We start from the raw sequence: 21,029 nt of genomic DNA, 5'->3' as shown, positions 1-21,029 counted from the left end.
GCATCGATCCGGCGAGGTGAAGCCGCTCAGCGCAGGGCGGCGACGATCGCGGCCATCTCGAACACCGTCGCCTGGGCATCGAGCGACAGGCCGCGCGCCGCGCCGGCAAGGTCGCGCGCCGCCGCCTGCGCATCGAGCGCGGTCTTCAGCCGCGCGCCCGAGCGTTCGCGCGCCTCGCGCGCGATGATCGTCGGGACGCGATCGAGGAATATCTCATAGCGGGCGGCATTGCCCTTCCCCGCCAGCGCCTTGGCCAAAGTAGCGCGACGGGCGTTGCCCGGATCGCCATCGCGCGCGATGCCCGCGATCGCCTCGTCCAGGCCGTCGATATCCAGCCCGGCGTAGCGGATCGCCCGGCCGGGCGCCCCCTCCCCCGTGCGGACCAGCGCCGCGATCTCACTCTCTTCGGCCTCCGGCAGTGCGGCATGTAGCGCGCGGCGCATGTCGCCGTCGTCGAGCGGTCCGAAGCGCAGCACGCGGCAGCGCGACCGGATCGTCGGCAGCAACCGGCCGGGCGCATGACTGACCAGCAGGAAGACGGTGCCGACCGGCGGTTCCTCCAGGTTCTTGAGCAGCGCGTTGGCACCGTTGCGCTCGAGATCGTCGGCCGCGTCGATGATGACGACACGGCGCGCGCCCATCGACGGCGTGGTCGCGAACATCGGCTGGAGCGAGCGGACCTGCGCGATGGTGATGCTGCGGGCGAGGTCCTGGTCCGGTTTCTCCGCATCCTTGGGCAGGCGGTGGAGGATGCGCAGATCGGGATGCGAGCCGGCATCGACCAGCGCACGGGTGGGATGCGCCTCCGGCACGAACAGTTCGGGTGCGGACACGCCGGTGGCGCTCGCCTCCGCCAGCATCCGCAACGCCGCCTGACCCGCGAAGCGCGCCTTGCCGACCCCTTCCGGCCCGACCAGCAGCCAGGCATGGTGCAACGCGCCGCCGCGCAGCGCCGCGGCGAATGCGGCGTGCGCGTCGGCGTTGCCGAACACCTCGGTCATGCGGGCGCCGCGATCAGCCGAACAGCGAGGTGAAGCCCGCCCAGGCGCGCCCGAAGAAGCCGGCTTCGCCGACATCCGCCGCCGCGACCAGCGGCAGGCGCTGTTCGGGAAGATTGCGCGCGGTAACGACGAGGTCGGCGATGTGCTGGCCAGCCTTGATCGGTGCGCGGATCGGGCCTTCGTAGACGACCTTGGCATTCATCTGCGGGACGGCACCCGACGGCAGGGTGACGGTCAACTGCTTGGGCGCGACGAGGCCGACACGGCTCGCGCTGCCCATCTGCACCTCCGCCTCGGACACCTGCTTGCCCGCGGCGACGATCGGCTTGGCCTGCCACGCGCGGAAGCCCCAGTTCATGAAGCTGACCGATTCCTCGGCGCGGCCGTTGAACGTCGGCAGGCCGGCGACGACCATCACCAGGCGGCGGCCGTTCTGTTCGGCCGATCCGGTGAAGCCGTATCCCGCCTCTTCGGTGTGCCCCGTCTTGAGGCCATCCGCGCCTGCGACCCGGCCGAGCAGCGGATCGCGGTTCGCCTGGGTGATGTCGGCCCCTGCCCCCAGCGTCTTGCCCCAGGTGAAGCTGGGCAGCGAATAGAAGCGCTTGTAGAGATCGGGGAAATCACGGATCGTCGCGGCGGCGAGATGCGCGAGATCTCGGGCGGTGACATAGGTGACGCCATTGTCCGGCCAGCCGTTCGACGTGCCGAAATGGCTGTTGGTCAGGCCGAGCTTCTTCGCCTGTTCGTTCATCCGGTCGGTGAACGCCTGTTCGGTCCCCGAAATCCCTTCGGCCAGCACGACGCAGGCGTCGTTGCCGGACAGCGTGACGATGCCCTTCAACAGGTTCTCGACGCTGACGTTCTCGTTCACCGACAGGAACATCGTCGAGCCCGCCTGCGGCCCGTGCCAGCGCCGCCACGTTTCCGGCGCGACGGTGAAGGTCTTGTCGAGCTTCAGCTCGCCGCGCTTTATCATGTCGAAGGCGACGTAGACCGTCATCATCTTGGCCATCGATGCCGGCGGCATGCGGCGATCGGCATCACGCTGGTAGAGGATCGCGCCCGACGACAGATCCTCCATATAGGCGATCGGCGCGCTGCCCTGGAACTGCGGCGCCGCGGCGACGGAGGGAACGGCGAGCGCGAGAATCGCGAGCGGCGCGGCGATCAGCTTGGTCATGGCGTCGGCGTGGCTTTCCGGAACTTGGATGGTGACGGGAACGGAGAATGAAGCGGCATAGCGCCGTGGCGGCGCGCCGTCAGCCCTCAACCGCATCGGCGAGCAGGCCGACCGACAAAGCGTAGAAATTCGAGCAGTTATAGTCGAGGATCACGCGGTAGTTTCCGGTCAGCAGATAGGCGGTGGCGCCCGGACCGTCGGGCTCGATCAGCGTCGCCTGCACAGTGTCCGCCGGCCATGCCCGCCCCTGCGGCACCAGTCCCAGTGCGCGCCATTCCGCCATCGTCCGCCAGCGGCTGTGCCGTTCGAACACGCGCGGACAGCGCGGCGAGACGAGGCGCGTGGCAAGGTCGGCACGGTTCAGCCCCGCCGGCACGGTGACCGCGATGCCCCAGGGCTGGCCGGGCCGCCAGCCGGCATTGGCGAAATAATTGCCGATCGACGCCAGCGTGTCGGCCGGGCTACTCCAGATATCGGCACGGCCGTCGCCATCGCCATCGCGGGCGAGCCGGAGGTAGACCGAGGGCAGGAATTGCGGATTGCCGGTGGCGCCCGCCCAGCTGCCCTTCAGCTGTTCGCGTGGGATGCCGCGATCGAGGATCTTGAGCCCGGCGATGAATTCGCCCGCGAACAGTTCGCGCCGCCGCCCTTCGTAGGCGAGGCTGGCGAGACTGCGCAGCAGGTCGAAGCCGCCGGTATAGGCGCCGTAGTTCGTCTCATGGCCCCAAATGGCGACCATGATCGATTCGGGCACGCCCGTCTCGCGTTCGACGCGGGCGAGCCGGGCGCGCTGCGCCTGATAGGTCGAACGCCCGCGGCCGATCCGCGCCGCATCGACATGCGACGTGCGATAGGGTGCGAAGGGCGGCGTCGCGCTGCTGCCGGGATTGCCGGGTTGCGCCCGGTCGAGCTCGATGGTCCGCTGGCTGAGGGTCAGCGTCGGGAACACTGCATCCATCGTCCGCTGCGTCACGCCGGCGGCTGTCGCCTGCTGCCGCAAGGTGCCGAGATAGGCCTGGAAACCCTCCTCGTCCTGCGCCGCCGCGGGCGCGGCAGGCGCCAGCGTCAACGTCGCCACCAGGATGCCGGCCCGCAGCCGGCGCGTCATTTGTCGCCCCCACATGGCGATCGTCGTGCCACACGCGATTGACTGCGTGAACCTCCTGTCGTCGCGGGGCTTGCACGGGCAGCCGTGGAGCGACTATCCGGGGCCGCGCACGCGGAGAGATGGCCGAGTGGTTTAAGGCAGCGGTCTTGAAAACCGCCGTAGGTGGAAGCCTACCGTGGGTTCGAATCCCACTCTCTCCGCCACGCCGGCCCAGCCGGCGTGGCGGGATCGTCGACGGCTTACTTCGCCGCCGTTGCCGTGTTGGCCGAACCCATCAGCTTCTGCGCGAAATAGGTCATCTGCAGGGCCTGCAGGCGAGCGCCCTGTTCGATATCGGCATCGCCCGAATGGCCGCCGGCGGTATCCTCGTAGAAGAGGTAGGGCAGGCCATATTCCTTCAGCCGCGCCGCGAACTTGCGGGCATGCTGCGGGCCGACGCGATCGTCCTTGGTCGTGGTCCAGATATAGGGTTCGGGGTAGGCCACGCCCTTCTTGATGTTCTGATAGGGCGAGATCGTCTCCAGGAACGCCTTTTCGGCAGGTACGCTCACCGATCCATATTCGTCCACCCAGGAGGCGCCGGCGGCGATCTGTTCGTAGCGGATCATGTCGAGCAGCGGCACCTGGATGGTCACCGCCTTCCACAGGTCGGGATGCTGGTTGAATTCCACGCCCATCAGCAGCCCGCCGTTCGATCCGCCGTAGATGCCGAGTTCCTGCGGGCTGGTGATGCGGCGCGCGAACAGGTCCTTGGCGACGCTGGCGAAGTCGTCGTAGATCACCTGCCGCTTCGTCTTGCGGCCGGCATCGTGCCACGCCGGCCCGAATTCGCCGCCGCCGCGGATGTTGGCGAGCACATAGGCGCCGCCCCGCTCCAGCCACAGCTTGCCGGTGACCGCCGAATAGCCGGGCAGCATCGGGAGTTCGAACCCGCCATAGGCGGTCATGATCGTCGGCGTGCTGCCGTCGAGCGCCAGGCCGCGGCGGTGGACGACGAAATAGGGCACCTTGGTGCCGTCGGTCGAGGTCGCCTCATGCTGTTCGACGACGAGATTGGCGGCATCGAACTTGGGCGGCAGCGTCTTCACCGCGGCGCCGACCGAGGCGGTGGCGGCATCGAGCGGCAGGAGGCTCGTCGGCGTCAGGAAGCCGGTGACCGTCAGGTAGCCGCGATCGCTCTTGTCATCGGCGCTGGCGACACCGAGCGAGACGTTGTCGGGCAGTGCGATGGCCCGCGAGGTCCAGCCAGCCTTGCCCGGCGTATAGACGGCGGCGCGCCCGCGCACGTTGTCGTTGTAGACGAGGACGACCTGATCCTTGGTGGTCACCACCTCGTCCACCGACTGGCGCGGGTTCGGTGCGAACACCACCACCGGCTTGATCGCGTTCGCCTGCACCTCGGCGAGCGGCGCGGCGGCGACCGCACCCGCGGGCACCGCGCCCCAGGGATCGCTGGTCTGGAACAGCACCTGGCCGTGGACCATGCCGGTCGGCGAGGTGCGCGCGGGGATATCGAGCTTCTTCGTCCCGGTCGGCGTCCAGACGTGCGTTTCGCCGCCGAAGAAGGTCGTTCGCCGCATGATCGTCACCAGCCGGTTGCCCTGGCCATCGGTGATCGTCGATGCGTAGGTGCCGAGCTGGTCGGTGGCGGCACCCCGGAACACCTCCTGCGCGGCGGCGAGCGGCTGGCCGCGCTTCACCATCTTGACGACGAAAGGATAGCTGGAGGCGGTCATGGTCCCCTGCCCCCAGTCGCGGCTGACGAGCAGCGTATCCTTGTCGAGCCAGGTCGCGCCTTGCTTCGACTTGGGCAAGGCGAAGCCGCCCTCGACGAAGCGGCCGGCGGCGAGATCGAATTCGCGATAGGAGATCGCGTCCTCGCCACCTTCCGACAAGGCGACGAGGCAGAGCCGCTCATCGGGTTGCAGGCACGAGGCGCCCTTCCACACCCACTTCTTGCCTTCCGCCTTGGACAAAGCGTCGAGGTCGAGCACCGTCGTCCATTGCGGGGCGGGCGCGGCATAGCCGGCAGGCGTCGTCCAGCGCCAGATGCCCTGCGGATGATCGGCGTCGCGCCAGAAATTGTAGATGCGCCCGAACAGCTGGTTCGGCATCGGGATGCGGTCCTTGGCGCTCGCGATCGCCAGCGCCTCGGCGTAGAAAGTGTTGTAGCGCGGGTCGTTCTGCAGGCGCGGCAGCGTCCGCGCATTCTCGGCCTCCACCCAGGCGAGCGGCTTGGCGCCGTCCTTGTCTTCCAGCCAGATGTACGGATCGGTGTCGGTCATCGGCTTGCTCTGCGCGAAGGCGGGCGCAGCGGCAAGCGTGGCGGCGGCAAGGATCGACGCGGTCAGCAGCGTCCGGAGGGCGTTCGGTTTAAGGCTCATGGGGCTCGCATCTCCTGTGATGCCGCCCTTGTGCCGACCGGATCGTGATGGTGCAACATGACCTTGGCTTTCATGGAAAAAGGGGACGGTGTTGCCGTCCCCTTCCACCTAAGCGTCAGTCCGTTTCGTCGGGCTCCGGCTCGTCGCCGCCATGATTGCCATAGCCGGCGCCGGATTCCTCCTCTGCCTGCGGCGGCTGTTCGATATCCTGGGGATCGGGGTCGGTCATCGTCCTCTCCTTGTCAGTGGCTCGCGGTCTCGCCGGCGGCACGCAGCCCGGCATATTTGCGGGTCAGTTCCGGCAGACTGTCGATAACCCAGGTGGCCATGCGCTGTTCCTCCGACAGCGACTGGCGCAGCAGGCCCTGCTGGCTAGAGAAGCCGCCGAGGTCGGCGAGCGTCAGCAGGCCGGTGTAGCTCGCGATCTCGAAATTCTCGAAGGCGTAGTTGGCGAACGAGTTCTTGAGGATCTCGTCCGGCGCGAAGACGTGCGCGAGCGCCGCCATGTTCCCCGAGATGCTGAGGCCCAGATCCTTCAGCGCCGACGGCTTGGCGTCGAAACCGGACAGGATTTCGTCGATGCGGGTGATCTGCTGCTCGGTCTCCGTGCGGTGCATGCGTAGCTGTTCGGCGACTTCGGGATAATTGGCAAGATGGTCGAGCTGGCGGTCGATGAGTGCGAGCGCCTGGTGCTCGACGCCGTGCGCGTTCTTGAGGCCGGTGACGAACAGTTCCTGGACGACGTCGCTGGTCGGCGCGGTGGTGGCCATGATCGGTGCTCCTCGTAACGTGGAAATCGCCGGATCAACGGCTTATGCCGCGTAAGGGATGCGAGAAAACGTGCTGATCCTGGTTAGTCGGCCCGCGCGTAGACGGTGACGCCGAGGTCGCGCCGGACGGGACGGTAGTGGCGCGCGACGACCCGATCGACCATCGCGATGATGCGGCGGTCGACATCGCCGCCCGGCGACCCGACGACGATCACCGGCGGGCGAGCGCGGAGGATACGCGCCACCTCCACCACCGGATCGACGCCGATCGCGCCGCTTTCGCTGCGCTGCACGAGATGCGGGGGAAAGGGGTAGCGCGTCGGCAGGCAGGCGTGGCTGGCGGTGTAGAGCGCGGGCGGTGCCTGGAAGACGAAGGGGCAGCCCGGTCCGCTCAGCCGCTCCATCATCGCCGCCATCGCCGTCAGTCGCCGCCGGGTATCGGCGGTGTCACCGGCATGCGGGTAGCCGCTCATCAGCAGCAATCCCGCGCCCACGACGCCCGCAAGGATCCGCATCGGCGCACGATCGAGTGCCAGTCCCGCCGCTACCGCCAGCGGCGCCAGCAAGGGCAAGGCGTAATGGTTGAAGTAGGGCGGCACGAGCAACCAGCCGAGCGCCGCCGACGCCAGCCACCCGGCGACGAACCCCCGACGGGTCAACCACAATCCCCGGACCGCGACGATGATCGGCACCATCAGCACGACGGCCAGCCCGGTCAGCCGCGCGGCGATGGGATCGCCGCTGGTGACGCGGCGGAGGAAGATCGATTCGACGTTGGCGAACCACCAGGCATCGGCATGGCCGATCGCGGCATACGCACCCCAGGCAACCAGCGTCGGCGCCAGCGCCATGAGCGCGTACCATGCAGCCCGCGCAGCGATCCGGTTAGGCGCGGGATCATGCCGCCACGCCGCGACCAGCAGCACAATGCCGAGGAACGCGCCCTCGAACACGCAGGTCGGCTTGATCTGCAACGCCAGCCCGACCAGCATCATCGCCGCCGTGCCGCTACGCCGCCGGTCGTGCAGCGCCTGCCAGACGAGCAGCGCAGCTGCGACGATCGGCAGGTTGTAGAAGACCGGCGATTGCCCCCCGCGCCCGCCGACCAGCTCCAGCCAGACGAGGTAGAGCATTCCGGCGGGCAGCGCGCCGCGCGGCTGGCCCAGCTGGCCAACGAAGCGCGCGATCAGCGCGGCCGTGGCGATCGCTGCGGCCAGGGCGACGAGGTGATAGGCGACGATGGGGTCGCCGGGCAGCATCTGGCTGGCGGCGTAGATCAGGAACAGGCCGATCGGCTTGCGATCCCAAATGTCGACATAGGGGATCGCGCCATGCCACATGCGTTGGCCGATCAGCAGGTACATCTGCTCGTCGATATCGACCAAAGGATTGCCGATATCGGGCAGGCGCAGCGCGAGCGCGAACAGTACGAGGATCAGCCAGGTGAGACGCCGGTTCATGTGCCCGCCGTCATGCCGCATCGCGGTTAGCGGCGCGCTAACGATCTGTCGCCGATCAGAACAATTCGCCCTGCGGCCCGGCCGGCGGGCGGAACAGGTCGGTTCGCAGCGGATCGCCGCGCCGCACCAGCCCGTGCTTGCGACAGGCGATGGCGAAGCGCGTGGCGATCAACTCCGCCCATGGCCCTGCGCCCCGCATGCGGGTGAAGAACTGCGGATCATTGTCCCGGCCCGCCCGCAGCGAGCGGATGATGCTCATCACCTTGCCGGCGCGATCGGGATGATGCGCGTCGAGCCACGCCTTGAACAGCGGCGCGACCTCATGCGGCAGGCGCACCGGAATGAAGAAGCACCCGCGCGCACCGGCCTGCGCGGTGCGTTCCACCAGATGTTCGATCTCGTGGTCGGTCACCGCCGGGATGACCGGCGCGATCGATACATAGACGGGGACGCCGGCCTCGCTCAGCCGCTTCACCGCCAGCAGTCGACGTTCGGGATGCGGCGCGCGGGGCTCCAGCGTCGCGGCCGTGCCCGGATTGAGCGAGGTGATCGACAGCGCCACCGCTGCCAGCCCCTGCGCCGCCATGGGCGCGAGCAGATCCACGTCGCGTACAACCCGATCGGACTTGGTGGTGATCGTCAGCGGATGGCGCGTTTCCGCCAGCACCTCCAGGATGCCGCGCGTGATCCGCCAGTCTGCCTCGATCGGCTGATAGGGATCGGTATTGGTGCCCAATGCGACCGGTGCCGGCGTATAGCCGGGTTTCGTCAGCTCGGCGCGCAGCAGGGCGGCGGCGTCCGGCTTGGCGAACAGGCGGCTTTCGAAATCCAGCCCCGGCGACAGATCGTGGAACGCGTGGGTCGGTCGCGCGAAGCAATAGATGCAGCCATGTTCGCAGCCGCGATACGGATTGATCGAGCGATCGAAGCCGATGTCCGGCGACGCATTGCGGCTGACGATGGTGCGCGGCCGCTCGACCGTGACGGTGGTGCGCAGGCGCGGCGGCGTGCCGTCCACAGTCTCGCGGGCATCCAGCCAGTCGCCGTCCGCCTCGGTCTGCGGCAGGTTGAAGCGCGTGCTCTCCGCGTTCAGCGTCGCGCCGCGCACCGGACGTTTGACGGAAGGCGGGGTCATTGCGCGATCGTAGATATATGCATAGAACATAGCAAGAACGATGAAGCAGGAGGACGTGATGGGGCGATTGAACTATCTGGAATTGCCGGTGACGGACACGCGCCGGGCCGCGGCCTTCTATGGCGCGGCGTTCGGGTGGTCGTTCAGCGACTTCGGGCCGACCTATGCCGCCACGACCAGCGGCGATACCGATATCGGCTTCCAGGCCGACCCCGAGCAGAAGACCGCCCGCGCGCTTCCGGTGATCGAGGTCGCGGATATCGACGCCGCGCTGGCGGCGGTGACGGCCGCAGGCGGACGGGTGACGCTGGCGACGTTCGCCTTTCCCGGCGGGCGGCGCTTCCACTTCGCCGATCCGGACGGGCACGAACTGGCGGTGATGCAGCCGGGTTGACCCGCTCAGGCTTCGTTGAGGCGCGGCATCAGCTCGACGAAGTTGCACGGGCGGTGACGGCTGTCGAGCTGGTCGCGCAGGATACCGTCCCACCCGTCCTTCACCGCGCCGGTCGAGCCGGGCAGCGCAAAGATATAGGTGCCCCGCGCCACGCAGGCGCAGGCGCGCGACTGGATGGTGGAAGTGCCGATCTTGGCGAAGCTGAGGTAGCGGAACAACTCGCCGAAACCGGGGATCATCTTGGTCGCGACGCGCTCCACGGCTTCCGGCGTCACGTCGCGACCGGTGACCCCGGTCCCGCCGGTGGAGACGATGCAGTCAATCGCCGGATCGCCGATCCAGCGTTCGAACTGCGCGACGATCGCGTCGGCATCGTCGCGCAGGATCACGCGGTCGGCGACGGCATGGCCCGCAGCCGCGATGCGCGCCACCAGCGTGTCGCCGGAGCGGTCCTCCGCCAGCCCGCGCGTGTCGGACACGGTGAGCACCGCGATGGAGACGGCGCGGAACGGCAGGTCCGTATCGATCGGCATCGGCTCAGCCGACCGATCGCAACTGCGAGGCGACGCGGTCCAGCGCGACCTCGCTGATCCCGGGGATCGCCTCGATCGTCTGGACGAGTTCCAGATCGAGCAGGAAGTCGCGGCCGAGCAGCACCACCGCCTCGCCCTCTTCCGCCGGAATCCGCGCGCGTACCTCGCCGCGCGCGCCGCGGTGATGATTGAGCAGCGTCGACAGCGCCGCAAAGGCCGCAGCATCCGCAACCTTCGCCGCGATGGTGAAGCGGGCGATCGAGGCCAGCCCCTCGAACGGCTGGATGCGCTTCACGGACACGCGCGGCGTTTCCTCGCCCGGCCGCCGATCGAGTTCGACGGTGATAAGCCCGCAGCCGCCGCATCGCGCCGCCTCCTCCAGATCGGCGGCGACGCCGTCGTCGAAGCAGGTGGCGATGAACTGGCCGCTGGCATCGGACAGGGTCGCCATCATGTAGCGCTTGCCGCGCGCCGAGGTGCGCCAGCGCGCCTCCTCGACCAGCACCGCCATCGTCGCGCCGGCGCGGGTGCCGTCCTCCGGGATGCGCAGTTCGGTGAGCGCCACATATTGCCGCGCGCCGTGCATCTTCGCGAGGTGCGCGTGGCGGTCGACCGGATGCGCGGAGAAGTAGAAGCCGAACGCCTCCTTCTCCTGCTCCATCGCCTGCGCCATGTTCCAACGGAGGCCAGTGGGCAGCTTGATCGTGTCGCCGGCGACGTCGTCGGCGCCGAACAGGCCGCCCTGCCCGCTGGTCCGGCCGGCATGGGTATGCGCGGCAAGGCCGAGGATCGTCTCGGCCACCGCATGCACCGCGGCGCGATTGGGCTCGATCCCGTCGAATGCGCCCGCCGCCGCCAGCGTTTCGAGCTGCCGTTTGTTGATGAGGCGCGGATCGACGCGATTGGCGAGATCGTCGAGGCTCTTGAAGGGTCCGGCGGCGGTACGCTCGGCGACCAGTTTCTCCATCGCGCCTTCGCCGACCGACTTCAGCGCGCCCAAAGCGTAGCGGACGGCGAGTCCGTCCTCCGTTTCCTGCACGTCGAATTCGGCATCGCTGCGGTTGATGTCCGGCCCGGCGATACCGACGCCCAGCCGCCGCATGTCGTCGACGAAGATGCAGAGCTTGTCGGTCTGCGCCATGTCGTAGCACATCGAGGCGGCGAAGAATTCGTGCGGATGGTGCGCCTTCAGCCACGCGGTCTGATAGGCGAGCAGCGCGTAGGCCGCGGCGTGGCTCTTGTTGAAGCCATAGCCGGCGAATTTGTCGATCAAGTCGAACAGCTGGTTGGCATAATCCTTCTTGATGCCGTTATGCTCGGCGCAGCCCGCGACGAAGGTGGCGCGCTGTGCATCCATCTCCGCCTTGATCTTCTTGCCCATCGCGCGGCGCAGCAGGTCGGCGCCGCCGAGGCTGTAGCCGGCGAGAATCTGCGCCGCCTGCATCACCTGTTCCTGATAGACGAAGATCCCGTAGGTCTCCTTCAGGATCGGTTCGAGCAGCGGGTGCGGATAGAGGATCTCCTCGGTGCCCTGCTTGCGGCGGCCGAAGCTCGGGATGTTGTCCATCGGGCCCGGCCGATAGAGCGAGACGAGCGCGACGATGTCGCCGAAATTGGTCGGGCGAACGGCGCTGAGCGTCCGGCGCATGCCCTCCGATTCGAGCTGGAACACGCCGACCGTGTCGCCCTTCTGGAGCAGTTTGTAGACGCCCTCATCGTTCCACGCGAGTGCGTCGAGGTCGATAGAAACGCCACGTTTTTTAAGGAGTTGCACCGCCTTCTTCAGAACGGATAGCGTCTTCAGACCGAGGAAGTCGAACTTCACCAGCCCCGCGCCCTCGACATATTTCATGTCGAACTGGGTGACCGGCATGTCCGAGCGCGGATCGCGGTACAGCGGAACGAGTTGCGCCAGCGGCCGGTCGCCGATCACCACGCCGGCGGCGTGCGTGGAGGAATGGCGCGGCAATCCCTCCAGCTTGGTCGCCAGATCGAGCAGGCGACGGACCTGATTGTCGTTGGCATATTCCTTGGCGAGCTCGGGCACGCCGTTCAGCGCGCGCTTGAGGTCCCAGGGGTCGGTCGGGTGGTTGGGCACCAGCTTGGCAAGCCGGTCGACCTGGCCATAGCTCATCTGGAGGACGCGGCCGGTATCCTTGAGCACCGCGCGCGCCTTCAGCTTTCCGAAGGTGATGATCTGGGCGACCTGATCGCGGCCGTATTTCTCCTGCACGTAGCGGATCACTTCGCCGCGCCGGGTTTCGCAGAAGTCGATGTCGAAATCGGGCATCGACACGCGTTCCGGGTTGAGGAAGCGTTCGAACAGCAGGCCGAGCTTCATCGGGTCGAGGTCGGTGATCGTCAGCGCCCAGGCGACCACCGATCCCGCGCCCGATCCGCGCCCCGGCCCGACCGGAATGTCGTGATCCTTCGCCCATTTGATGAAGTCGCCGACGATCAGGAAATAGCCGGGGAAGCCCATCTGGACGATGACATCCACCTCGAAGGCAAGGCGTTCCCGATAGGCATCGCGCCAGTTGGGGTCGTCGGCGGGCTGCATGCCCAATGCCTCGATCCGGTCGAGTCGCGCCTCAAGCCCGGCGGCGGCCTCGGCGCGCAGCATCGCCGCCTCGCCCTCGCGGTCGCCGGCGAGGCTGGGCAGGATCGGCTTGCGGTACGGCGCCATCACTGCGCAGCGCTGCGCGACGACCATCGTGTTGTCGATCGCCTCCGGCAAGTCCGCGAACAATTGCTTCATCGCGTCGGCGGGCTTCAGCCATGCATCGGGGCAGCTGCGCACGCGGTCGTCGCTTTCGACATAGGTCGAATGCGCGATGCACAGCATGGCGTCATGCGCGTCGAGAAACCCGCTGTCGGCGAAGCAGCACGGGTTGACCGCGACGAGCGGCAGGTCGCGATCATAAGCGAGGTCGATCAGCGCCTGTTCCGCGGCCTCTTCCACCGCATCGCCGCGCCGGGCGATCTCGACGTACAGGCGATCGCCGAACAGCGCCTGCAACCGGTCGCAATAGGCCAGCGCACGCGCCGGCTGGTCCTCGTGGAACAGGCGGGCGAGCGCCCCCTCCCCGCCAGCGGTCAGCGCGATCAGTCCGTCGGTGCGGCCCTCCAGCGCGGCGAAGTCGACGTGCGCGGCGAGTTCGATCGGCCGTTCGAGATGCGCGAGGCTGACGAGCGCACACAGATTGTCGTAGCCGGTCGCATCCTGCGCGTAGAGCGCGATCCAGTCGAGCGGCGCGGCGACACCGTCGGGCATTTCCGGCCGTGCGACGCACAGCATCGTGCCGATCACCGGCTGCACGCCGTCCTTCTTGGCCGCATCGGAAAAGGCCATGGCGGCATAGAGGCCGTTGCGGTCGGTAAGACCAGCGGCGGGGAATTTCAGTGCCTTGGCCTGTTTGGCGATCGCCTTGGGATCGATCGCCCCGTCGAGCATCGTGTAGGACGAGAAGATGCGGAGCGGCACGAAACCCGAATGAGCCATTCCCATGCCTTAGCCGAGCATGGACGATTCGAACAGGCGCGGTGCGGAACCGCCGGTGGATAACTCCGTTACGGCTGCTCAACGAGGGAGCTTTGCCATGACCGACAGCCGCGCCGCGACCGATCCGCTACGCCCCGCCGCGGCGGGCGCCGGATGGGCCTGGATCCTCGCCTATGGCGTGCTGTCAGTGGTGCTCGGCATCTTCGCCTTCCTCAATCCCTTCGCCGCGACCTATGCGGCGACGCTGGTGATCGGTGCCTTCTTCATCGCCGCCGGGCTGGTGTCGATCGTGGCCGGGTTTGCCGGCAAGGGCCATGAGGGGCGCGGCTATGCGATCGGCTTCGGCATCCTGTCGCTGCTCGTCGGGTTGTTGATGGCGTTCAATCCGGTCACCGGTGCGGTGTCGCTGACGTTGATGGTGGCGGTGTGGCTCGGCCTGCGCGGGACGCTGGAGATCGGCCTCGGCGCGCGGTTCCGGCGCGGGCGCGGGCTGATGATCGCGCTGGGCGTGGTGAACATCCTGCTCGCGATCTATGTACTGGTGACATTGCCCTGGTCGGCGCTGACGCTGCCGGGCTTCATCCTCGGCATCAGCTTCGTCTTCGGCGGCGTCGCGTCGATCGCCTCGGCGTTGAACCACAAGAAGGGTGCAGCGGCCTTTGCGGCGCCGGCGCTCTGAACCCGTCACGCCAGCGGAAGCCGGGGTCTCCTGCGGCGACTGCCCACTTATAGATCGAGATCCCAGCGTTCGCTGGGATGACGCGGCTTACAGCAGCGCGTCGATATCCGCGGCAATCTGTTCGGGCTTGGTCGTCGGTGCATAGCGATGCACGACCTTGCCCGAGCGATTGACGAGGAACTTGGTGAAGTTCCACTTGATCGCCTTCGACCCGAGCAAGCCCGGTGCGTCCGCCTTCAGGCGCGTGAACAGTGGATCGGCGCCATCACCGTTGACGTCGATCTTGGCGAAGACCGGGAACGTCACGTCATAGGTCAGCGAGCAGAAGTTCGCGATCTCCGCCGCGTCCCCCGGCTCCTGCGCCCCGAACTGGTTGCAGGGAAAGCCAAGGACAGCAAAGCCGCGGGGCCCGAAGCGTCGGTGCAGTGCCTCCAGCCCCTCATATTGCGGGGTGAAGCCGCATTTCGACGCGGTGTTGACGATCAGCAGCACCTGCCCCGCCCGGCAGTCCAGCGACACCGAAGCGCCATCTGCGCCCGTAACGGCGAAATCGGTGATCGTGGTCATGCGTGCCTTTCCAGCAGATAACGTAGGTTCTGCCGAACCCCCGGCCATTCGCGATCGAGGATCGAATAGACCACGCTGTCGCGTAAACGGCCGTCAACGATCTGGTGGCCGCGCAGCACGCCGTCCTTCCTCGCCCCGAGCCGCTCGATCGCTACCTGGCTGCGCTGGTTGAGCGCATCGGTGCGGATCTGCACGCACTGGCAATCGAGCGTTTCGAATGCGTGCGTCAGCAGCAGCAGCTTCGCCTCGGTATTGACGCCGGTGCGCTGCACCCGGGTCGCGTAGAAGGTGCCGCCGATCTCGAGCCGGCGATGTCCCTCGTTCATCCGCATCAACCGCGTCGTGCCGACCACCTCGCCATCCGGCAGGCAGACCGCGAACACGCGGGCGCGGCCGGCATCCTGTTGGGCGAAAGACCCGGCGAACCAGCGATCGGCCTGCTTCAGCTGCGACACGCTGGCGTAGAAGATGTCCCACAGATCGTCGGCCGCCGCGGCGGCGACCAGCGCATCCTTGTCGGCGAGCACCAGCGGCCGGAGCGTCACATGATGCCCGGTCAGCGTCGGCGTCTCCAGCCACAGGCTCACGACAGCACGCCCTCGTGCAGCCGCACCACCCGGTCCATGCGCTGTGCCAGCCGCTCGTTGTGGGTGGCGATCAGCGCCGCCGAACCCTCGCCGCGCACCAGCCGCAGGAACTCCGCCAGCACGATGTCGGCGGTATGTTCGTCGAGATTGCCGGTCGGCTCGTCCGCCAGCACCAGCGCCGGCCGGTTGGCGAGCGCGCGGGCGACGGCGACACGCTGTTGCTCGCCGCCCGACAGCTGGCTCGGCCGGTGCGTCAGGCGATGGCCGAGGCCGAGCGCGGTCAGCAGCGCCACCGCGCGCGCATCCGACGTCTTGCGCTCGGCGCCCTGCACCAGCTGCGGCAGGACGACGTTCTCGGTCGCGTTGAAATCGGGCAGCAGGTGGTGGAACTGATAGACGAAGCCCAGCCGATCGCGGCGCATGATCGTGCGGCCATGCGCGTCGAGCTTCGCCGCTTCTTCCCCGGCGATGCGGATCGAGCCTTCGAAGCCGCCTTCGAGCAATCCGACCGCCTGGAGCAAGGTCGACTTGCCCGAACCCGATGGCCCGAGCAGCGCGACGATTTCGCCCGGCGCGACGGCGAGGTCGACGCCGCGCAGCACGTGGATCGTCTCGCCGCCTTGGGTGAAGCTGCGGGTCAGCCCCTGGGTCTGCAACACGCTATTCATAACGCAGTACCTGTACCGGATCGGTGCTCGCCGCCTTCCACGCGGGGTAGAGGGTGGCGAGGAAGCTGAACACCAGCGCCATCACCGCGATCACCACGATCTCGACCGGATCGGGCTTTGACGGCAGCTCGGTGAGATAGCGGATCGACGGGTCCCAAAGGTTCTGCCCCGTCACCAGCTGGACGAGGTTCACCACCGCCTGGCGATAGAAGAGGAAGATGAAGCCGAGGATCAGCCCCGCCACGGTGCCAAGCGCGCCGATCGTGGTGCCGACGACCATGAAGATGCGCATCAGGCCGCCGCGCGTCGCCCCCATCGTTCGCAGGATCGCGATGTCGCGCGTCTTGGCGCGGACCAGCATGATGAGGCTGGAGAGGATGTTGAACACCGCCACCAGGATGATGATCGACAGCACGGTGAACATCGCGATCCGCTCCACCTCCAGCGCCTGGAACAGCTGCGCGTTCATGCTGCGCCAGTCGGCGATGATCGCACCGGGCGGCAGCGTATCGGCGAGCGGCGCCAGGATCGGCCCGACCTTGTCGGCATCGGCGGTCTGGATCTCGATCATGCCGACGCTGTCGCCGAGCAGCAGCAGCGTCTGCGCATCCTCGATCGGCATGATGACATATTGCTTGTCGTAATCGTACAGCCCGATCTCGAAGATCGCGCCGACCTTGTAGCTGACGATGCGCGGCACAGTGCCGAACGGCGTCGTCTGCCCCTGCGGGCTGAACAGCGAGATGTCGCTGCCCACGGTCGCGCCCAACGCTTCGGCGAGGCGGCTGCCGATGGCGATGCGGCCGCTGCCCGGCGTGATGCTGGCGAGCGACCCCATCAGCACCTTGTTGCCGATCACCGGCCGGATATCCTTCATCCGCACCCCGCGCACCAGCACCGCCTCCGCGCGCCCGTTGTAGGTCGCGGCCAGCGGCTGTTCGACCAGCGGCACCGCGGACGTGACGCCCGGCGTCTTCTGCGCCTGCGCCACGATCTCGCGCCAGTCGGGCAGGCGGCCGCCGACACCCTGGATGACGGCATGGCCGTTCAGCCCGACGATCTTGTCGAACAGTTCGGCGCGAAAGCCGTTCATCACGCTCATCACGATGACGAGCGCGGCGACGCCGAGCATCACCGCGACGAGGCTGATCGAGGCGACGAGGAAGATGAACGCCTCTCCCTTGCCCGGTAGCAGGTAGCGCCGGGCGATCATCCGTTCATAGGTCGAGAGAAGCATGGGCCGATGCTCTAGGGCGCGTGCGAACGACAAGCAACAAATGTTGCGGATTCGACACAGGGTAGACGCAATCGAAATGCCGCCTGCATATAGCCGGTGACAAAGGCCGCTGGTCTGCTTAGCAAAAACTCATCTGAGACACAGGCAACGGCCGTGGTTCGGGGAATAGCGGACCGGCAGCGCAGCGAAATACGCGCGAAGTGCCGGGAAGCGACCTAAGGGGGCTGACGGGTTTCTCGTCACGCAGGCGCCCGGATCGGCAACGGTCCGGGCGTTTGCCGTTGTAGCGCCGGGCAGAGGGAGGGAGCTTCCAATTCGCGCCCCCTGTCCGGCAGCGCCGCTTATCGCAAATCAATCCTGAACCGGATCATAACGCGGGACCCGCTGGCGCCCCTTGCGTTGGCGTCGAGCCTGTCGGGGGCAAGCGGCGTGCTTGCCCCCCCCCCGATAGTCCACAGGCGAACGGGATGGATGAGGCGGGTTTTAGAACCGCGTCGACAACGTGACGCCATAGGTGCGGGGATCGCCCGGCTGGCCGACGATCAGCCCGGTGCTGCCCGACTGGGTTGAGAGCAGCTCGAAATAATTCTGGTCGAACACGTTGCGCACCCAGCCGAAGACGTTGATCCCGCCCTCACGGTAGCCGGCGCGGACGTTGGACAGCGAATAGCCCTCCACCCAGGTATAGGCCGATGGCGACGGGTTCGACGAGAAGCGCGAACGGTAGTTGCCGTCATAGCCGACATAGGCCTCGCCGCCCTTGCCGCCGACCGGCAGGTTATATTCGCCGCCGTAGGAGAAGGACCATTTTGAAATCCCCGGCAGGCGCTGGCCGGAGATATCGCAGAATGCCGGGCTGCGGCCCCCCGCCGTACCGGCAGGGTCCGTCACCCCGCCCGGCGCAGTGGCCGTGCCGCCAGACAGTTCGGGCGGACACGGCGCGTTGGTGAAACGGACGTATTTCGCGTCGGTGAAGGCGCCGCTGACGTACAGATTGAGCCGCTTGCTGGCCTGGTAGCGCGAGTCGAATTCGAACCCCCGTGACCGCACCTGCCCGGCATTGGCGAGGTAGCCGCGGATCACGTTGATCGCATTGTTGTTCACCGTCGCCTGATAATCGAACACGTCCGTCCAATAGCCGGCCAGGTTGAAGGTCACCCGGCGGTCGAACAGCTGCGTCTTCAGCCCGATCTCGTAGTTGTTGACCTTCTCCGGCTTCACGGTCTGTGTCGACAGGTCGACACCGGTGCTGGTGGAGTTGAGCGGCAGGCCGGAGAGGTTGATGCCGCCCGATTTGAAGCTGCGGGAATAGGTCGCATAGGCGTGGATGTCGGCACTCGCGTCGTAGGAGACGGTGATGTCGCCCGACGTGTTCCAGGCGCTGAATCGCGGGCTGTAGCGCTGCGGCGCGAGCGTGTTGATCTGGTTCTGGAAAGTCGTGCGGGCGGCGCCGACGGGGCGGGCCGCGAGCAGTGCGGCGACGTTATCGGCCGTCGCCACGAAATTATACTGGCTGTTGGCGATGCTGACGACCGATTCGTAGAAGCCGGATTTGCGATCGTAATTGACGCGCAATCCGGGCTGGATGTGCAGCGCATCGGTCAGCGCCCAGTTGAGCTTGCCGAACACGGCGAAGCTGGTGTTGTCGAAGCTGATCGTGTTGGTCGAGGTGAGCCCGTTCAGCACGTTGAGATTGCCGGCGTCGGTGCCCGACAGCAGGAACCGGCTGGCCGCCGGCCCCTGCACCTGCGAGCCCTGCGTATCGATCGTCTGGTGGAAGACGAAGGCGCCGACCGTATAGTCCAGCCGGTTGGTGCCGTTGGAGGCGAGCCGCAGTTCCTGCGAGACCTGGCGTTGCTGCGACGGGTTTTGTGACACGGTGGTGGTCGGCAGGCCGATGAAGTCGCGATCGTTCTGCGGCTGCCAGTCCCAATAGCGCCACGCGCTGACCGACGTCAGGGTCGCCGGCCCGAGGTCCCAATTGCCGACCAGCGACACGCCGCCGATCTCCTGCCGTGAGTTGATCGGCGCATCGAGGTCGGTGACGCGATCGAACGGATCGGTGCTCGGCGGGCGATAGCCGAATGCCCCGGCCAGCGCGGCATATTGCCGCGCGACCGGCCGCTGCGTGGCGCCGACCCGGGCATAATATTGCACGCAGCACAGCGGGTTCTGAACATTGTAGTCGCCCGACAGCGTGAAGTTCAGCGAGCCCGTCGCGTTCCACAGCAGCTGGCCACGCACGCCGGTATTATCCTGGCGGTGCAGGTCCTGCCCGGATGTGACGTTGTAGACCGTCCCCTTGCGCTGGGTCGACGAAGCGGAGAGCCGCAGCGCGAGCGTATCGGTCAGCGGCCCGGACACCGAAGTCTTCGCCTGGATGAAGCGGTAGTTGCCCGCGCTCAGTTCGACCCGTGCTTCGGGGGTGAAGCTCGGCGGCCGCGTCGTGATGTTCAGCGCGCCTGCGGTCGTGTTCTTGCCATACAGAGTACCCTGCGGACCGCGCAGTACCTCGACGCGCTCGACATCGACGAAGTCGAAGGTCGAGGCGCCGATCCGGCCGATGTAGACGCCGTCGACATAGAAGCCGACGCCCTGCTCGATCCCGTCGTTGGTCAGGCCGAAGGGCGCCCCCAGCCCGCGAATGTTGATCGCGGAATTGCGCGGGTTGCTGGAGTAGAATTGCAGAGCGGGCTGCTGTTGCTGCAGCCGGTTGACGTTGAAGGCGCCGGTTTTGTCGATCTCCGCGCCGCCGATCACCGACATGGCGATCGGCACGCGCTGCACCGATTCGGCTCGGCGGCGTGCGGTGACCAGGATGTCGCCGCCGACCGGGGACGCCGCCCCTTCCCCCTGCGCTTCCTGTGGGGCGGGAGCGGGCGCCGCCTCCTGCGGGTCGGCGCCGGTCGCGGGCGCGGCGATCTGGCCGGCGAGAAGGAAGGCAAGCGTCAGCGACATGAAAGTCCCCCGATTTTCGTTCTGGGCGCGAAACTCCACCGGATCGGGGGATGTTGAAAGATGGAGATGCTTGGCCGCGACAAAGCCGTGCTTGGCCGATGGCTACCCCCTCTTGAAACCCCGTTCGGTCGCACCAAAATCGGCGCTGCACGGTGCCGCTGACGGGCCGTGCACCGGCATCGCACGCCTGTGGATGCCGTCGTTCAACTCGCTTCATTCGGAGGATTTGACATGCGACTCGATCTGACCCCCTATCGCCGTTCCACCATCGGCTTCGACCGGCTCTTCGATATGCTCGAGAGCAATGCGCGCGCCGCGACGGCCGAGAATTACCCGCCCTTCAACCTCGAACGCCTTGCCGAGGATCGCTATCGCATCACGCTCGCGGTCGCCGGTTTCGCGCGCGACGAGATCGAGATCACCGCTCAGCAGAACCTGCTGCTGGTGGCGGGCAAGAAGGACGACAAGGCCGGCAACGCCAACTTCCTGCACATCGGCATCGCCAACCGCAGCTTCGAGCGGCGGTTCGAGCTCGCCGATTTCGTGTTCGTGGAGGATGCGCGGCTGAACGACGGCCTGCTCGTCATCGACCTGGTCCGCGAGGTGCCCGAGGCGATGAAGCCCAAGAGCATCGCGATCAAGACCGGCGCGCCGCTCGCCGCGGTCGAGAACAGCGCCGACGAGGTGAAAGCCGCGTAAGCGATAGCGTTCATCACGGAACGCCGGGGGCGTCCGGACCGCAGGGTCCGGGCGCCCTTTTCGTTCCTCCCGGCACAAGGGAGCAACTCGCGACCGTCGGACTTGCGGAGAGGCTCCCTCCAACCCGCCCTGCGGGCGCGGTCCCCTTCGCCCGCTAAAGCGAGGGA

General features: G+C 67.3%; 17 protein-coding genes and 1 tRNA gene. 4 read left to right on the top strand and 14 right to left on the bottom strand.

Annotation, left to right across the window (positions count from 1 at the left end):
- Positions 1–26: 26 nt before the first annotated feature.
- The 3 genes from AC4GY7_RS01155 to AC4GY7_RS01145 form a co-directional block, all read right to left on the bottom strand.
- Entirely contained in the window at positions 27–1,001 is a 975-nt protein-coding gene (locus AC4GY7_RS01155; protein WP_491111572.1) for a DNA polymerase III delta subunit-related protein, read from the bottom strand.
- 13 nt (positions 1,002–1,014) lie between these two features.
- Positions 1,015–2,181 carry a D-alanyl-D-alanine carboxypeptidase family protein gene (locus AC4GY7_RS01150; protein ID WP_491111571.1) on the bottom strand — a complete coding sequence of 389 codons (1,167 nt, stop codon included), beginning with the start codon at positions 2,179–2,181 and terminating at the stop codon, positions 1,015–1,017.
- A 79-nt stretch (positions 2,182–2,260) separates the two neighbouring features.
- Positions 2,261–3,289, bottom strand: coding sequence for a lytic murein transglycosylase (locus tag AC4GY7_RS01145; protein ID WP_491111570.1), 1,029 nt, complete (start codon positions 3,287–3,289; stop codon positions 2,261–2,263).
- Between the two features lie 113 nt (positions 3,290–3,402).
- On the opposite strand from AC4GY7_RS01145, the gene AC4GY7_RS01140 reads away from it, so the two are divergent.
- A tRNA-Ser gene (locus tag AC4GY7_RS01140) sits at positions 3,403–3,492 on the top strand.
- A gap of 36 nt (positions 3,493–3,528) precedes the next feature.
- Here the strand turns inward: AC4GY7_RS01140 and AC4GY7_RS01135 are convergent.
- The 4 genes from AC4GY7_RS01135 to AC4GY7_RS01120 form a co-directional block, all read right to left on the bottom strand.
- Positions 3,529–5,673: a prolyl oligopeptidase family serine peptidase gene (locus AC4GY7_RS01135; RefSeq protein WP_491111569.1), complete on the bottom strand. Its 2,145-nt coding sequence runs from the start codon at positions 5,671–5,673 to the stop codon at positions 3,529–3,531.
- A 242-nt stretch (positions 5,674–5,915) separates the two neighbouring features.
- Positions 5,916–6,443 (bottom strand): ferritin-like domain-containing protein, encoded by a 528-nt coding sequence (locus AC4GY7_RS01130; protein WP_491111568.1) that lies wholly within the window; start codon positions 6,441–6,443, stop codon positions 5,916–5,918.
- An 83-nt stretch (positions 6,444–6,526) separates the two neighbouring features.
- A complete protein-coding gene (locus AC4GY7_RS01125; RefSeq protein WP_491111567.1) occupies positions 6,527–7,903 on the bottom strand; it encodes an ArnT family glycosyltransferase in 1,377 nt (458 codons plus the stop codon).
- A 55-nt stretch (positions 7,904–7,958) separates the two neighbouring features.
- Positions 7,959–9,038, bottom strand: a complete 1,080-nt coding sequence (locus tag AC4GY7_RS01120) for a PA0069 family radical SAM protein (protein WP_491111566.1) — start codon at positions 9,036–9,038, stop codon at positions 7,959–7,961.
- Between the two features lie 58 nt (positions 9,039–9,096).
- Between AC4GY7_RS01120 and AC4GY7_RS01115 the strand changes: the two genes are divergently transcribed.
- Positions 9,097–9,432: a VOC family protein gene (locus AC4GY7_RS01115; protein ID WP_491112068.1), complete on the top strand. Its 336-nt coding sequence runs from the start codon at positions 9,097–9,099 to the stop codon at positions 9,430–9,432.
- 5 nt (positions 9,433–9,437) lie between these two features.
- Here the strand turns inward: AC4GY7_RS01115 and moaB are convergent, their stop codons facing one another.
- On the bottom strand, positions 9,438–9,965 hold the full coding sequence (gene moaB / locus AC4GY7_RS01110) for a molybdenum cofactor biosynthesis protein B (protein ID WP_491111565.1): 528 nt from the start codon (positions 9,963–9,965) through the stop codon (positions 9,438–9,440).
- A 4-nt stretch (positions 9,966–9,969) separates the two neighbouring features.
- Positions 9,970–13,467, bottom strand: coding sequence for a DNA polymerase III subunit alpha (gene dnaE / locus AC4GY7_RS01105; protein ID WP_491111564.1), 3,498 nt, complete (start codon positions 13,465–13,467; stop codon positions 9,970–9,972).
- Between the two features lie 97 nt (positions 13,468–13,564).
- Here dnaE and AC4GY7_RS01100 point away from each other — a divergent pair, with 97 nt between their 5' ends.
- Complete coding sequence (locus AC4GY7_RS01100; RefSeq protein ID WP_491111563.1) at positions 13,565–14,146, top strand: HdeD family acid-resistance protein; 582 nt, start codon at positions 13,565–13,567, stop codon at positions 14,144–14,146.
- Positions 14,147–14,233: 87 nt separating this feature from the next.
- Here AC4GY7_RS01100 and AC4GY7_RS01095 read toward each other — a convergent pair whose 3' ends face one another.
- The 5 genes from AC4GY7_RS01095 to AC4GY7_RS01075 form a co-directional block, all read right to left on the bottom strand.
- The gene (locus AC4GY7_RS01095) at positions 14,234–14,713 is read right to left on the bottom strand and encodes a glutathione peroxidase (RefSeq protein ID WP_491111562.1); all 480 of its coding nucleotides are present in this window, start codon (positions 14,711–14,713) and stop codon (positions 14,234–14,236) included.
- A complete protein-coding gene (locus AC4GY7_RS01090; protein ID WP_491111561.1) occupies positions 14,710–15,300 on the bottom strand; it encodes a GNAT family N-acetyltransferase in 591 nt (196 codons plus the stop codon). Before AC4GY7_RS01090 ends, AC4GY7_RS01095 begins: the two co-directional genes overlap by 4 nt.
- Positions 15,297–15,968 carry an ABC transporter ATP-binding protein gene (locus tag AC4GY7_RS01085; RefSeq protein ID WP_491111560.1) on the bottom strand — a complete coding sequence of 224 codons (672 nt, stop codon included), beginning with the start codon at positions 15,966–15,968 and terminating at the stop codon, positions 15,297–15,299. Before AC4GY7_RS01085 ends, AC4GY7_RS01090 begins: the two co-directional genes overlap by 4 nt.
- Entirely contained in the window at positions 15,961–17,205 is a 1,245-nt protein-coding gene (locus AC4GY7_RS01080) for a lipoprotein-releasing ABC transporter permease subunit (RefSeq protein WP_491111559.1), read from the bottom strand. The genes AC4GY7_RS01085 and AC4GY7_RS01080 overlap by 8 nt, the downstream gene beginning before the upstream one ends.
- Positions 17,206–17,688: 483 nt before the next feature.
- Positions 17,689–20,163 carry a TonB-dependent receptor gene (locus tag AC4GY7_RS01075; RefSeq protein WP_491111558.1) on the bottom strand — a complete coding sequence of 825 codons (2,475 nt, stop codon included), beginning with the start codon at positions 20,161–20,163 and terminating at the stop codon, positions 17,689–17,691.
- A gap of 231 nt (positions 20,164–20,394) precedes the next feature.
- Between AC4GY7_RS01075 and AC4GY7_RS01070 the strand changes: the two genes are divergently transcribed.
- The gene (locus tag AC4GY7_RS01070; RefSeq protein ID WP_491111557.1) at positions 20,395–20,862 is read left to right on the top strand and encodes an Hsp20 family protein; all 468 of its coding nucleotides are present in this window, start codon (positions 20,395–20,397) and stop codon (positions 20,860–20,862) included.
- Positions 20,863–21,029 lie beyond the last annotated feature (167 nt).

The sequence above is a fragment of the Sphingomonas sp. SP5 genome (genome assembly GCF_058313455.1).
This window is presented reverse-complemented; position numbering and strand designations above follow the sequence as displayed.

Bases quoted from the DNA above. Each gene is read 5' to 3' on its own strand.
- AC4GY7_RS01120 (WP_491111566.1), bottom strand. From the start codon at position 9,038: ATGACCCCGCCTTCCGTCAAACGTCCGGTGCGCGGCGCGACGCTGAAC.
- AC4GY7_RS01095 (WP_491111562.1), bottom strand. From the start codon at position 14,713: ATGACCACGATCACCGATTTCGCCGTTACGGGCGCAGATGGCGCTTCG.
- AC4GY7_RS01135 (WP_491111569.1), bottom strand. From the start codon at position 5,673: ATGAGCCTTAAACCGAACGCCCTCCGGACGCTGCTGACCGCGTCGATC.
- AC4GY7_RS01100 (WP_491111563.1), top strand. From the start codon at position 13,565: ATGACCGACAGCCGCGCCGCGACCGATCCGCTACGCCCCGCCGCGGCG.
- AC4GY7_RS01115 (WP_491112068.1), top strand. From the start codon at position 9,097: ATGGGGCGATTGAACTATCTGGAATTGCCGGTGACGGACACGCGCCGG.
- AC4GY7_RS01155 (WP_491111572.1), bottom strand. From the start codon at position 1,001: ATGACCGAGGTGTTCGGCAACGCCGACGCGCACGCCGCATTCGCCGCG.
- AC4GY7_RS01150 (WP_491111571.1), bottom strand. From the start codon at position 2,181: ATGACCAAGCTGATCGCCGCGCCGCTCGCGATTCTCGCGCTCGCCGTT.
- AC4GY7_RS01125 (WP_491111567.1), bottom strand. From the start codon at position 7,903: ATGAACCGGCGTCTCACCTGGCTGATCCTCGTACTGTTCGCGCTCGCG.
- moaB (WP_491111565.1), bottom strand. From the start codon at position 9,965: ATGCCGATCGATACGGACCTGCCGTTCCGCGCCGTCTCCATCGCGGTG.
- AC4GY7_RS01080 (WP_491111559.1), bottom strand. From the start codon at position 17,205: ATGCTTCTCTCGACCTATGAACGGATGATCGCCCGGCGCTACCTGCTA.
- AC4GY7_RS01085 (WP_491111560.1), bottom strand. From the start codon at position 15,968: ATGAATAGCGTGTTGCAGACCCAGGGGCTGACCCGCAGCTTCACCCAA.
- AC4GY7_RS01145 (WP_491111570.1), bottom strand. From the start codon at position 3,289: ATGACGCGCCGGCTGCGGGCCGGCATCCTGGTGGCGACGTTGACGCTG.
- AC4GY7_RS01130 (WP_491111568.1), bottom strand. From the start codon at position 6,443: ATGGCCACCACCGCGCCGACCAGCGACGTCGTCCAGGAACTGTTCGTC.
- AC4GY7_RS01070 (WP_491111557.1), top strand. From the start codon at position 20,395: ATGCGACTCGATCTGACCCCCTATCGCCGTTCCACCATCGGCTTCGAC.
- dnaE (WP_491111564.1), bottom strand. From the start codon at position 13,467: ATGGCTCATTCGGGTTTCGTGCCGCTCCGCATCTTCTCGTCCTACACG.
- AC4GY7_RS01075 (WP_491111558.1), bottom strand. From the start codon at position 20,163: ATGTCGCTGACGCTTGCCTTCCTTCTCGCCGGCCAGATCGCCGCGCCC.